Below are 13,323 nucleotides of genomic sequence, written 5' to 3' on the forward strand. Positions count from 1 at the left end.
GGAGACGGAAATGGCACGGAAAATCACCTATTCGCAGGCGATCAACGAAGCGCTTGCCCAGGAGATGGGGCGCGACGAGAGCGTGATCGTGATGGGCGAGGACAATGCGGGCGGCGCAGGCGCGCCGGGCGAGCAGGACGCGTGGGGCGGCGTCCTCGGCGTGACGAAGGGGCTGTACGGCAAGTTTCCGGGGCGCGTGCTCGATACGCCGCTCTCGGAGGGCGGCTTCATCGGCGCGGCCGTGGGCGCGGCGGCGTGCGGCATGCGGCCGGTGGCGGAGTTGATGTTCATCGACTTCATGGGCGTGTGCTTCGACCAGATCTTCAACCAGGCGGCGAAGTTCCGCTACATGTTCGGCGGCAAGGCGGTCACGCCGGTTGTGATCCGCACCATGTACGGTGCGGGACTGCGCGCCGCGGCACAGCATTCGCAGATGCTGACCTCGCTCTTTACGCATATTCCGGGGCTCAAGGTCGTGTGCCCGGCCACGCCCTATGACGCAAAAGGCCTCATGATCGAGGCCATTCGCGACAACGACCCGGTCATTTTCTGCGAGCATAAGCTGCTCTACACGATGGAAGGTGACGTTCCGGAGGAATCCTATTCGATTCCGTTTGGCGAAGCCAACATCGTGCGCGACGGCGACGACATCACGATCGTCACGTATGGACGAATGGTCCACTACGCGCTCGACGCCGCACAGAAGCTCGCGAAAGACGGCATCGAGGCAGACGTGATCGACCTGCGCACGACCTCACCGCTCGACGAGGAGACGATCCTCGAAAGCGCGCGCCGCACGGGCCGGGTCGTCGTCGTCGACGAAGCGAATCCGCGCTGCTCGATCGCGACGGACATTGCCGCCCTCGTCGGGCAAAAGGCGTTCAGTGCGCTCAAGGCTCCGGTCGGCATGGTCACGGCGCCGCACACGCCGGTGCCGTTCGCGGCGTCGCTCGAAGATCTCTATATCCCGTCGGCGGAAAAGATCGCCGAAGCCGCGCGCGCTGCAAGGAGCTGAAGTCATGCCGATCCACATGATCACGATGCCCAAATGGGGCCTTTCGATGGAGCAGGGCCAGGTGAACGGGTGGCTCAAGTCGCCAGGCGAGACGGTCACCAAGGGCGATGAACTGCTCGACGTCGAATCGGACAAGATCGCCTCGGGGGTCGAGTGTGCATTCGAGGGCGTGTTGCGACGGCAGATCGCCAAAGAGGGCGACACCCTCCCGGTCGGTGCGCTGCTGGGCGTGGTAGCCGATGCCGAAGCGGCCGACGCCGATATCGACGCCGCAGTGGCCGAATTCCAGCGCGACTTCGTGCCGGCGCAGGCAGGCGATGCCGACGCGGGACCGCAGCCGGAGAAGATGCAGATCGGCGGCAGGACCCTGCGCTACCTGAAGCAGGGAGAAGCCGAGGGCGTGCCCGTCGTCCTGATCCACGGCTTTGGCGGCGATCTCAACAACTGGCTCTTCAATCACACTGATCTGGCGGCGGAGCGCACCGTCTGGGCACTCGATCTGCCGGGCCACGGTGAATCGGGCAAGGCCGTCGAGAGCGGGAGCCTCGACGAGCTTGCGCAGAGCGTGATTGCATTTCTCGACGCGCAGAAGATCGACCGCGCGCATCTCGTTGGGCACTCGCTGGGCGGCGCGGTGGCCATGGCGGTGGCCGAGAGCGCGCAGCAGCGTGTGGCCTCGCTCGCGCTGATCTCGAGCGCCGGCCTTGGCGGCGAGATCGACGGGGCGTACATCGAGGGCTTCGTCACGGCGGCAAACCGCAATGCGCTCAAGCCGCATGTGACGAAACTGTTCGCCGATCCCGCGCTGGTCACGCGTCAGCTGGTCGAGGACCTCGTGAAGTACAAGCGGCTAGAAGGCGTGCAGGCCGCGCTCGGCATGATCGCGGGGCAGGCGTTCGCGGGCGGCGCGCAGCGGCATGTCTTCCGCGAGCGCCTCGCCTCGCTCGCTCCGCGCACGCTCGTGATCTGGGGGGAGGCCGACCAGATCATCCCGGCGCGCCATGCGCAGGGGCTGCCTTCGCAGGTGCACGTGGAGATGATCCCGGGCAAGGGGCACATGGTGCAGATGGAGGCTGCGCAGGAGGTCAATCGCCTGCTCAAGGCCTTCCTCGACGAAGGAGCCTGAGCATGGAGGCCGCTACGTCTCATACGTCTCGATCGTCCAGTACGGCGCTGGGCCAGGAGGGCTTGCGCAGCCGCGAGAAGCTCGCGCGGATTCCGGTGAAGATCGTGCCAACCTCCGGCACGGACGCGGTCTTGCCGAAGCCTGCCTGGCTGCGCGCCCGCCCGCTCATGAGCGAGACTGTCGCGGGCGTGGCGGCCGTCTTGCGCGAACACCGGCTTCATTCGGTGTGCGAAGAAGCGATGTGCCCGAACATCGGCGAATGCTTTGCGCAGCGCACGGCGACATTCATGATCATGGGCGGGCTGTGCACGCGGCGCTGTCCGTTCTGCGACGTCGCGCACGGGCGGCCCGCGCCGCTCGATGAGGAGGAGCCTGCGCATCTCGCGGCGGCAGTTGGGGCGCTGGGTTTGCGTCACGTGGTGATTACGTCGGTCGATCGCGACGACTTGCGCGATGGGGGCGCGGCGCATTTCGCACGTTGCATCGCACGGGTGCGCGAGTGCGTGCCGGGCATCGGCGTCGAGGTGCTGACGCCCGATTTTCGCGGCCGCATCCAGCGTGCCATCGAGGCACTTTCGCTCGCGTGGCCTGACGTGTTCAACCACAACGTCGAGACCGTGCCTTCGCTTTATCGCGCCGCGCGGCCGGGCGCAGATTATTGCGGCTCGCTCGATCTGCTGGCGCGCGCGAAAGCGGCGAACGGCGCGCTCGTCACGAAGTCAGGGTTAATGGTTGGGCTGGGCGAAACCAATGGGGAGTTGCTCGCGACGATGCGTGATTTGCGTGGCCATCGCGTAGATGTGCTAACGATTGGGCAGTATCTCGCGCCGTCCCGGTTTCACTTGCCGGTGAAACGTTACGTGCATCCCGACGAATTCGCGGCGTTGCGCAATGAGGGCCTCGCGATGGGCTTCAGCGAGGTCGTGGCCGGGCCTCTCGTGCGCTCGTCGTATCACGCGGCGCAGACGGTGCAGGCGGCGCGGCAGGCCTTGCCGCGGTGAGGGGGGATTGCAACTAACTGCCATCCTGTCTCGCGCCATCGAGTGACACCCGCCGGCTATCCGCCCCGACGCAGATGCCACGCACTCACGCGCGAGAGATAAAGCAGGAGTCCAGCACCGGCCATCAGGAGGCTCGCCAGGTTGGCGAGCCAGAAACCGCGCGCGCCCGTCGCCCAGACGGGTATCGTGCCCGTCACGTCGAAACCCAGTGCATAGCCGCCGCCGAGCCCCACGCCCCACAATGCGACCGCATAGATGAGGGTCGGCACGACCGCGACCTTGTAGGCACGCAAGGCAAAGGCCGTGGTGATCTGCAGCGCGTCGAAGACGTGATAGCAGGTGACGATGGCGACGAGCGGCATGGCCGCGGCCACCACCGTGGGGTCGGGCGTATACCCGCCGATGACGAGTGGCCGAAGCACGAACACAATCGCGCCGTAGCAGCAGGCGATCGCCACGGCCGTCGCCACGCCGTGCCTCGCGAGGGTGCGAGCCTCGGCCGGGCGATTGCCGCCCAGCGCCTGGGCGACCAGCGTCGAAGTCGCGACGCCGATGGAAAGCGGCGTCATGTAGAGCACCGCGCCGATGTTCCCGGCGATCTGATGCCCGGCGAGCGTGGTCGTTCCCATGCGCGCGATGAAGATCGCCATGAACGTGTACGAGGTCACCTCGATGAGGTACGAGAGCCCCATCGGAATGCCGAGCTTGAGCAATTCGGCCTGGCGCTTCCACTCGGGCCAGCAGAAGTGCCTGAAGATTTCGAACGGCGCGAACACGTCGAAGCGCGTGAGCGCCAGCACCGCGCAAACGGCGAGCACCCAGTTGATCGACGTGCTCGCGAGCGCGCAGCCCGGGCCGCCGAGGGCCGGCACGCCGAGACCGCCGAAGATGAGCCAAGTGTTGAGCGGCACCTTGAGCGCGAGCGCGCCGACTTGCAGGAACATCACGAGTCGCGGCCGTCCTACGGCATTGGCGAGCGAACTGTAGATCCGAAAAGCCAGCGCTGCGGGCAGCCCGAACGAGAGCAGCCGCAGATAGCCGATCGTGCGCTCGCGCAGCGCCTCTGGTGCGTGCGCGAGGTCGAGCAGCGGGCCGGGAAAGTAGAGGACCGCGAAGCCGAGCGCCATCAGCACGAGTGCTAGCCAGAATGCCTGGCGCACTTCGAGGCCGATTTCGATGTCCTTGCGCGCGCCATAGAGCTGAGCCGCGACGGGCTGCAGCGCGCTGAGAATGCCGGTGAGGGCGATATAAACCGAGACGTAGATCGACGAGCCCAGACCGAGCGCCGCGAGATCGAGCGCCGAGTACCGGCCGACCATCGCGGTGTCGATCACGCCGAAGGCGATGATCGCGAGCTGGCCGATCAGCACCGGCCACGCGAGCGCAGCGATGCGCCGGACGTCGCCGAGGAGTGAGGGTGGCACCGCGGCCTCAGTCGGGGCGCTTGCGCCAGACGTGCGGCTTCTTGAGCGGCGTCTTCGGACGGTCGATGCGCACGTACAGGCGGAAGCGCTCGTCGCGGTCGGCGGCACGGCGGCCTTCCCACACGAGCTTCCATTCGTAGTCAGGCATCGAGCTCGGCTCGCCGTAGTCCTGGGTATCCTGGCGCAGGATCACGTCGCAGTTCTCGTCGAATGCGAAATGCATCCTGCCGAAATAGGCGAAGGTGGCGATCTGCGCGTCGCCGAGGCGCACTGGGGAGATGCACTGGTAATCGGCGGGCAGGTGCGCCGCGATCTGCTCGGCGACGTCCTTGTAGGTCCGGCTGTAGTTCACGACGGGCAGCCACAGCGTCATGAGCAGCACCCACATGAGCGTGGTGCCGCCGCTCGACAGCACGACACTGCGCCACAGCACCTTCGGATGGCGCGCCACGCGCCACTGCACGAGAACCATCCAGCACACGGTGACGGCCACCGCGCACGCGAACGAGAGAATCTTGAACTGCGGCACGAAGCCGGGCGCGAGCCGCGCGAGATTGCGTGCGAGCGGTGCGGGAAATCCGGTCATGCCCGCGAGCCACACGAGCCATACGAAGGTGCCGAGAATCGTGAAGCTGAGCACCGCGAACCAGTCGATCGCATTGATCGCGCCGCGCTTGAGCGTGGGCAGCGCGAAGGTCGCGAGCACCGAAAGCGCGGGCAGCACCAGCATGAAGAGCCGGTTCGACTCGTGGCTCTGCACGATCACGAGAATGAGCAACGGCACGATCACCGAGAGCGGGATCGCGATATGCGGCTTGCGGCGCAGTCCGGCCCAGCTCACGAAGGCCCATATCGCCAGCGGCCATGCGGGCCACGTGAAGAGCGGCAGGTTCTTTGCCGCATAGCGCAGTACGTAGCCCGGCGGCCCCGCGAACGCGTTGACGTTGGTTCGCGCCCACTGGTTGAGGAACCAGGCAGCGTCGTCGGGGTACAGGTGCAGCGCGGCGACAGGCCACGAGGCCGAGATCGCGAGCGCGACGGGCAGGCCCGCCACGAGAAGCCAGCGCGAGCGCGTTTCGGGCGCGCTGGCAAGCATGGCGAGCGTGCCGATGAGGAGCGCGCCCACGAGCACGGGGCCGCTCGACAACATCACGACGCCCAGCGCGACACCCCACCAGATCGCGCCCTGGACCGGCTTGTCGATGGCGCGCACGACGCCGTACAGGAGCATGGCGATGCCCAGGAACTGCATGAGCTGCGGGGTGGTTTCGTGGCCGCGCTCAGCAAGGCCAAAGCACGCCAGCAGCACGAGCAGGGCGCCGTCGCCGAGCGTGCGACCGTAGTCGCGCGGCTCGGGCTCGCCGCCGAACGCGTACTTGAACGGCTGCACTTCGGGACGACGGCCCAGCAGATAGGCGCTGTACCAGACGAACGCGCACGCGAGACAGAACAACACGCCCGTGGCGATGCGCGAGGCGTTGCTCGCGTCGACCCACGGCGCGAACAGGCGGATGCACGCGGCGCCCAGCCAGTAGGCGAGCGGCCCGTTCTCCGTCACGTACTTGCCGACGAGGTTCGGCAGCATCCAGTCGTGCGAGGTGCCGCCCGCCATCGTCCACATCACGCCGAAGCCCGCCGCGTCCTCGTTCTTCCACGGATCGCGTCCAAAGAGCCCGAACGCCGCGAAGACGATACAGATGGTCAGCAACAGCCAGCGCGGCAAGGCGCTGGTGGCGGAGGCGGTCAGTCGAATGGCTGGCTTCATGCAGTGCGAAGGGAAACGGATAAACCCTGTATGCGCGAGCGGGTGCGCATAGAGGGGCAAGCAGGCTTGCGGGGCAGACGGCACGGCCGGCCGTACCCGCGGAGCAATCCGGCATTCTAGCCGGGCCGGCTATCGCGCGTCATCGCACGAGCAGCAGGCTAATTCGCAGAAACAGGCGAAACAGGGCAGTCAGTCGCACCCGCGAGTGGCCCGAGCCGCGCGAAGGTGGCGCGAGCAACAAAAAAGGGCAGCGTACGCTGCCCTTTTGAGTCCTGCCAATGCGGGGCCGGCAAGCAGCCGGCGCGGCGAAGCATTTACTTCGCGGCCTTGCCCGAGGCGCGTGCGCCGAACTTCTTGTTGAACTTCTCGACACGGCCGGCCGTATCCATGATCTTTTGCGTGCCCGTGTAGAACGGATGCGATTCCGACGACACTTCGATCTTGGCGAGCGGGTAGGTCTTGCCGTTGAATTCGGCGGTTTCGCGCGTCTGGATGGTCGAGCGGGTCACGAACTTGAAGTCGTTCGAAACGTCGACGAACAGGACTTCGCGGTAATCCGGGTGAATGCCTTCTTTCATGATTGTTCCTCAAATCTGGCGGTAGCCAACCCGCGTGCTCCCGGCACCATGCCGAAAAACCGTTCGCGCGAGCCACTTGCCCAAGGTCGAAAAAAGGAGATTATGCCAGAAAATCAGCCGGTTCGCGATTTTTTGCGGCGCTGCCGGCAGATGCTCAGGCTGGCTTCCCAGCGTGACTATGCGCCCAGTGCGCCCACGCGCGCCGGGTCCTGGCGGTAATAGCGCGCGAGCAGACGGTAAAGCTCGGGATATTCGGCCTCGAACGCCTTCGGCTTGACGAACAGCGCCTCGCTACACACCGCAAAGAACTCCGACGGGTGATCGGCGGCATAGGGATCGATCAGCGAGTCGCGCTCGAAACGCGCCCAGCGGCGCTCCGGCACGGCGTCCACCTTGTCGCAGAACTGGTCGTAGGCATTGTCGAACACGTCGGCCCAGGCCTGCGCGTCGAGCGGCGCATGCCAGCGCCGAAAAAGGGGCGGGTGTCCGTCCGGCTCGCCGTTGAGCATGTCGATCTTGTGTGCGAATTCGTGGATCACAACGTTGTAGGCGTCGCTGCCGTCGGTCATCTGCGCGTCTTCCCACGACAGGATGACAGGGCCGCCTTCCCACGCCTCGCCGCTTGCATCCTGCTCGACTTCGTGCACCACGCCGTCCTCGTCCTCCACGGTCTTGCGGATCACGAATTCGCCCGGATACACGATCACCCCCACCCAGCCCTTGTAGAGATCGAGCGAAAGATTGAGCACGGGCAGCGACGCCTGTGCGGCGATGGCCACCGTCATCGGGTCGGTGAGCACGAGATCGTGCGCAGTCGAGAACTCCTTCTGCGCGATGAAAAGACTCGTCATCTCGCGCAGGCGGACAAGGTCGGCTTCGTCGAGATGCGTGAGGAACGGCAGGCCGGCGAGCGTGGCCTTCCAGAGCGCGTCGTCGATCGCATAGGTGCGCAGCGCCTTCTCGCGGCGGCGCGCGCCGAACCAGTTTGAGAGTTTCGAAAGCATCGCTTCGGATAGATGTTCGGGGAGGCTTGCGGTTGTCCGCGTCGAACGAGCTCGGAAAGCTCGGCCCGTCGAACGATATCGTCAACTGCCTGACGACGTTTTTCAAGCGATAGCCGTGTATTCCTCGATCGCGAAGACGTGGAACGTGAGATGGGCAATCGGTGCAGGGCGATGAACAGCAGCAGTGCGCGCAGGGGCAGCGGCGGGATGAGCCACGCTTCAGTGGCGGGGGGCGAGAGGCGCGCGGCGCCCCTCGCCGGAAAAGCAAGACGCCCGCGAACAGCGGGCGTCTTGTTGCCAATCCAGCCGGGACGACGGTATCAGCCGCCGCGGCGCATCATGTCGAAGAACTCGGAGTTGTTCTTCGTCTGGCGGATCTTGTCGAGCAGGAATTCCATGGCCTCGACTTCATCCATGTCGTGGATGAACTTGCGCAGCACCCAGATCTTCTGGAGGATATCCGGCTTGATGAGCAGTTCTTCGCGGCGCGTGCCCGACTTGTTCAGGTTGATCGACGGATAGACGCGCTTTTCCGCGAGGCGGCGCTCGAGGTGCACTTCCATGTTGCCGGTGCCCTTGAACTCTTCGTAGATCACGTCGTCCATGCGGCTGCCGGTTTCGATCAGCGCGGTGCCGATGATGGTGAGCGAGCCGCCTTCCTCGATGTTGCGCGCCGCGCCGAAGAAGCGCTTCGGACGTTGCAGCGCGTTGGCGTCCACGCCGCCCGTGAGCACCTTGCCCGATGCGGGCACAACGGTGTTGTACGCACGCGCGAGGCGCGTGATCGAGTCGAGCAGAATCACGACGTCGTGCTTCATTTCGACGAGACGCTTGGCCTTCTCGATCACCATTTCGGCGACCTGCACGTGACGCGCGGCCGGTTCGTCGAAGGTGGAGGCGATCACTTCGCCGGCCACCGAGCGCTGCATTTCCGTCACTTCTTCAGGACGCTCGTCGATCAGCAGCACGAAGAGGACCACATCGGGGTGGTTCTGCTTGATGGCGTGCGCGATGTGCTGAAGCATCACCGTCTTGCCCGACTTGGGAGAGGCGACCAGCAGGCCGCGCTGACCCTTGCCGATGGGGGCGATCATGTCGATGATGCGACCCGTCACGTTCTCCTCGCCGCGCATCTCGCGCTCGAGCAGCAGCACCTTGTTCGGGTGCAGCGGCGTGAGATTCTCGAACATGATCTTGTGCTTCGAGGCCTCGGGCGGCTGGCCGTTGACCTTGTCGACCTTCACGAGCGCGAAGTAGCGTTCGCCGTCCTTCGGCGTGCGTACCTCGCCTTCGATCGTGTCGCCGGTGTGCAGGTTGAAGCGGCGGATCTGCGACGGGCTGATGTAGATATCGTCCGTGCTGGCGAGATACGAGGTTTCCGGCGAGCGCAAAAAGCCGAAGCCGTCCGGCAGCACTTCGAGCGTGCCGTCACCGAAGATCGTTTCGCCCGTCTTGGCGCGTTTTTTGAGAATCGCGAACATGAGTTCCTGCTTGCGCAGGCGGTTCGCATTTTCGATCTCGAGGCCATTGGCCATCTCGATCAATTCGGACACGTGCAGAGACTTGAGCTCGGAAAGATGCATACGGAGAACCCGTCGGGGAGGAGTGCGACGAAAAGAAGTCTGGGGGAAAAGAAGCGAGCGGAACCGCTCAAGGACTTTTGCTTGGAACTTTGCTTGAGGCTTTATAAGAGCGCCGGTAGACGCTTTATGAATTCTAGCATAGCACACGCCAGAAACCGCCAGCGTAGACCGACAGCAAGTTTCCGCGTGTTTTCAGGGTGCGTGTTGTCGCGTGACAACACGCAGCGTTGCTCGCCTCATCGCGGACTGCGTGGACTGGCCGGGCAGTGCGCCCGGGCAGGTGAGGGCGGCAAAAACGGCCGTTACAGGTGGCTATCCAGGAACGCGGTGAGTTGCGACTTCGAGAGCGCACCGACTTTTTGTGCCGCCACGGCGCCGTTCTTGAAGAGGATCAGCGTGGGGATGCCGCGCACGCCGAACTTCACCGGAGTCGACTGATGCTCGTCGACATTGATCTTTGCAATTTGCAGGCGATCGCCGTAATCCTTCGCGACTTCATCGAGAATCGGCGCGATCATCTTGCACGGGCCGCACCATTCGGCCCAGAAGTCCAGCAGCACGGGCTTGTCGGATTTCACGACGTCCTGTTCGAACGATGCGTCGCTGATATGCTTGATTTGTTCGCTCATTGTATGAATACCTCTTTTCGATTCGAGGCCGAGCAAATTGCTCGCCACGATGCTCCAAAACTGAAAATTCATCCGGGGCCGCGAGGGCGGCCAGGCCGAAGCCGCACCCCATGCCAATCACATGCCATTCGGGCGCAAACCGCGCGGCTTAGCCGATTGCCGACGCCAGTGTAGCCTAAATCCCTATGCGTTGCCGACGGTGATAGTACTCATGCCGGAAGGAGGGTTTCCGTCCTCCAGGCCACATTCGGCGGGGCATGCGAGGGATATGACGGGCGCCTCGGCGCGACCGTTGCGCGCGAGACCGTGTGCTCCCGAACACTATCTGATGGCGCAGCCGGCCTTTGCAAGAGAGCGTCAAAGAATGCGTCCGGGCAGCGTGTGCGAGATGCGGTGACCCGCTCGGCGCGCTTTTTGGCACCGCCGGAGTCGCAATGCGGCGCGACCGATGTTAGAATGCGCCGTGACGGGCCTCCTCGCATGGAGGGGCGGTCAACCTGGTCAGGTCGGGAACGAAGCAGCCACAGCCGTTTTCCGCCAGTGCCGAGGGTCGGGCTCGTCACCTTCCTCTTTTTCTTCCGTATTTTCCCCAGCTACGACGCCGCGCAATCTGGCGCGCGACGCGATGCTTCGCTTGTCGCTTGTTTGTCGCTAGTCTGTCGCGATCGTCAGTTTCGGGCGGTCTTTCTCGCTCCCGGTCGCTCGTGCCCCCTGTTCCGCAGCCGCCACGGGCAAGCCGTTCGCCGCCTTTTGATTCATCTGGGCGCGCGGGTGTTGCTGATACAATTTCCGGATGACCTATCAAGTTCTCGCACGCAAATGGCGACCGAAGGATTTCGCTTCGCTCGTCGGACAGGAGCACGTGGTGCGCGCGCTCACGCATGCACTCGACGGCGGCCGCCTGCACCACGCGTATCTCTTCACTGGCACGCGCGGCGTGGGCAAGACGACGCTGTCGCGCATCTTCGCCAAGGCGCTCAACTGTGAGACCGGGGTGACGTCCAAGCCCTGCGGCGTATGCCGTGCGTGCCGGGAAATCGACGAAGGGCGCTTTGTCGATTATGTCGAGATGGATGCGGCGAGCAATCGCGGCGTCGACGAAATGGCGGCGCTGCTCGAGCGCGCGGTCTATGCGCCGGTCGATGCGCGCTTCAAGGTCTATATGATCGACGAAGTGCATATGCTCACGAACCACGCCTTCAACGCGATGCTGAAGACGCTGGAAGAACCGCCGCCGCACGTGAAGTTCATCCTTGCGACGACCGATCCGCAGAAGATTCCGGTTACGGTGCTTTCGCGCTGTCTGCAGTTCAACCTGAAGCAGATGCCGGCGGGCAACATCGTCGAGCATCTCACGCACATCCTGGGCGAGGAGAAGGTCGAGTTCGAGACGCAGGCGCTGCGCCTGCTCGCGCGCGCCGCAGACGGCTCGATGCGCGACGCGCTCTCGCTCACCGACCAGGCCATCGCCTATTCGGCCAACCAGGTCACTGAAGAAGCGGTCCGCGGCATGCTGGGCGCGCTCGACCAGAGCTATCTGATCCGCCTCATCGACGCGCTGGTGGCCGGCGACGGCGCGAGCGTGCTGGCCATCGCCGACGAAATGGCGCTGCGCAGCCTGTCGTTCTCCACGGCGCTGCAGGACCTCGCGAGCCTGTTCCACCGTATCGGCTGGGCGCAGTTCGCGCCTTCGTCGGTGCTCGACGAGTGGCCAGAAGCCGACGACATTCGCCGCTTTGCGCAAGCCTTGAGCCCGGAGCAGGTCCAGCTTTTCTATCAGATCGCCACGCTCGGCCGCAGCGAAATAGGTCTCGCGCCCGACGAATACGCTGGTTTCACGATGACGCTTTTGCGCATGCTCGCGTTCGAGCCCTCCGTGGGCGCGGGCAGCGTGGGCAGCGCGCCCGCGTCGAAGCCTGCCGCGGCGAGTGCCGGGGCACGTGCAGCAGCTCCCGCGGTGGCATCTGCACGCACTGTGGCGCCGGCCGGCCAGGCTTTTGTCCACAGAGCCGAAGCAGCGGAGCCGCCGCGCGCCGCGAGCGTGCTCAATGCGGCGAACTCCGTCGAAACGCAGGCGGTCAAGGCGACCGTCGCCGATACGGCGGCCAATGCGACTGTGTCGCCTGCCGCGGACGCACCGGTTTCCATGGCCGTTGCTGGACCAAAGGTCGTCCCGCCTTGGGAAGACGAGGGTGAGACCGCGTCGGGCACACGCACGGAGCAAGCCGGACCCGCAATCGATGACGCGCCTGCAGCAGAGCCGCAAGCGGTTCAGGCGGAGTCTGCCGCGCCCGCGCTGCAACCCGAATCGCTCGAAGATGCAGCCGCCTCGACGTCTGTTCGTGGCGGCGCAAGCGCGGCGCTCGACGTGCTGCGCAGCAAGGGCATGCGTGTTTCCCCGAACCGCGCAGCGGGTGGCGCGGCGAGCGCGGCGGCTGCGCCCGCGTCCGCGCCGAAGGCCGCGCCGCGCGTCGAAGTGAAGGTGCCGACGCCGGATCCCGCCCGCCGCGCCGCCGCTGCGCAGCAAGCGCAGGTGCGCCAGCCGGCCCGCGAGCCGAATGCGCGGCAGGACGCCTCCGGTGCGCCGCCGTGGGACGACATCCCGCCCGACGACTACGTGCCGCTCGGCGCCGACGACGCCTACTTCGCGCCGCCCGACGACGGCTTCGTGCCCGCTTACGACGGCGAGCCGTCCGCGCCGCGCGCCAGCGCTTCGGCGCCGGTGCCTTCACCGGCCGTGGTCGACGTGAGCAAGCTGCCGCCGGGCATTGCGCTCGATCCGATCGGCTTCGCGGGCGACTGGCCCGCGCTTGCCGCGACGCTCTCGCTCAAGGGCATCTCGTACCAGCTCGCCTTCAACAGCGAACTGACGGCGCTCGAAGGCACGCTGCTCAAGCTCAGCGTACCGGTGCCGCAGTACGCGGAAGCCTCGCAGGTCGCGAAGCTCAAATCGGCGCTTGCCGAGCGCCTTGGCAAGCCGGTCGAGGTGAGCGTGGAAGTCGGTCCGGCGCGCCGCACAGCGGCCGCGCTCGACGCCGCGGCGCGCGCGCAGCGTCAACGCGAAGCCGAGCGCGAGATCGGCGCCGACCCCTTCGTGCAGCAACTGATTCGCGACTTCGGCGCGAGCATCGTGCCGGGTTCGATCCGGCCGATCGCGCCGGAAGCCGCATCGGGCGGCAGTCAATCCGCCCACTGATT

10 protein-coding genes and 1 other RNA gene are annotated in these 13,323 nt (G+C 65.5%); 5 read left to right on the forward strand and 6 right to left on the reverse strand.

The features are described from left to right. Positions 1-10 precede the first annotated feature (10 nt). From BMI01S_RS09525 to lipA, 3 genes are read left to right on the forward strand one after another with little or no spacing between them, the layout of a single operon-like run. The gene (locus BMI01S_RS09525) at positions 11-1,015 is read left to right on the forward strand and encodes an alpha-ketoacid dehydrogenase subunit beta (RefSeq protein WP_028209923.1); all 1,005 of its coding nucleotides are present in this window, start codon (positions 11-13) and stop codon (positions 1,013-1,015) included. Between the two features lie 4 nt (positions 1,016-1,019). After that, positions 1,020-2,141, forward strand: a complete 1,122-nt coding sequence (locus tag BMI01S_RS09530) for an acetoin dehydrogenase dihydrolipoyllysine-residue acetyltransferase subunit (protein WP_028209922.1) — start codon at positions 1,020-1,022, stop codon at positions 2,139-2,141. 2 nt (positions 2,142-2,143) lie between these two features. Then, positions 2,144-3,142 (forward strand): lipoyl synthase, encoded by a 999-nt coding sequence (lipA, locus tag BMI01S_RS09535; RefSeq protein WP_028209921.1) that lies wholly within the window; start codon positions 2,144-2,146, stop codon positions 3,140-3,142. Positions 3,143-3,198: 56 nt separating this feature from the next. Here lipA and BMI01S_RS09540 read toward each other — a convergent pair whose 3' ends face one another. The 6 genes from BMI01S_RS09540 to trxA form a co-directional block, all read right to left on the reverse strand. Continuing rightward, positions 3,199-4,566, reverse strand: a complete 1,368-nt coding sequence (locus tag BMI01S_RS09540; RefSeq protein ID WP_028209920.1) for an MATE family efflux transporter — start codon at positions 4,564-4,566, stop codon at positions 3,199-3,201. A 7-nt stretch (positions 4,567-4,573) separates the two neighbouring features. Continuing rightward, positions 4,574-6,331 carry an ArnT family glycosyltransferase gene (locus BMI01S_RS09545; RefSeq protein ID WP_028209919.1) on the reverse strand — a complete coding sequence of 586 codons (1,758 nt, stop codon included), beginning with the start codon at positions 6,329-6,331 and terminating at the stop codon, positions 4,574-4,576. A gap of 314 nt (positions 6,332-6,645) precedes the next feature. Then, positions 6,646-6,909 (reverse strand): type B 50S ribosomal protein L31, encoded by a 264-nt coding sequence (locus BMI01S_RS09550; protein ID WP_028209918.1) that lies wholly within the window; start codon positions 6,907-6,909, stop codon positions 6,646-6,648. Between the two features lie 176 nt (positions 6,910-7,085). Further along, entirely contained in the window at positions 7,086-7,913 is an 828-nt protein-coding gene (locus BMI01S_RS09555; RefSeq protein ID WP_028209917.1) for a M90 family metallopeptidase, read from the reverse strand. A 320-nt stretch (positions 7,914-8,233) separates the two neighbouring features. Next, positions 8,234-9,496, reverse strand: a complete 1,263-nt coding sequence (gene rho / locus BMI01S_RS09560; protein ID WP_027818379.1) for a transcription termination factor Rho — start codon at positions 9,494-9,496, stop codon at positions 8,234-8,236. A gap of 302 nt (positions 9,497-9,798) precedes the next feature. Then, positions 9,799-10,125, reverse strand: a complete 327-nt coding sequence (trxA, locus tag BMI01S_RS09565) for a thioredoxin TrxA (protein ID WP_027797264.1) — start codon at positions 10,123-10,125, stop codon at positions 9,799-9,801. Positions 10,126-10,590: 465 nt separating this feature from the next. Between trxA and ffs the strand changes: the two genes are divergently transcribed. Continuing rightward, positions 10,591-10,689, forward strand: an RNA gene (ffs, locus tag BMI01S_RS38520) — signal recognition particle sRNA small type. Positions 10,690-10,918: 229 nt separating this feature from the next. Next, positions 10,919-13,321 carry a DNA polymerase III subunit gamma/tau gene (locus BMI01S_RS09570; RefSeq protein WP_028209916.1) on the forward strand — a complete coding sequence of 801 codons (2,403 nt, stop codon included), beginning with the start codon at positions 10,919-10,921 and terminating at the stop codon, positions 13,319-13,321. The last annotated feature ends 2 nt before the right edge of the window (positions 13,322-13,323 follow it).

The organism is Paraburkholderia mimosarum LMG 23256 = NBRC 106338 (assembly GCF_000739815.1).
GTDB lineage: Bacteria > Pseudomonadota > Gammaproteobacteria > Burkholderiales > Burkholderiaceae > Paraburkholderia > Paraburkholderia mimosarum.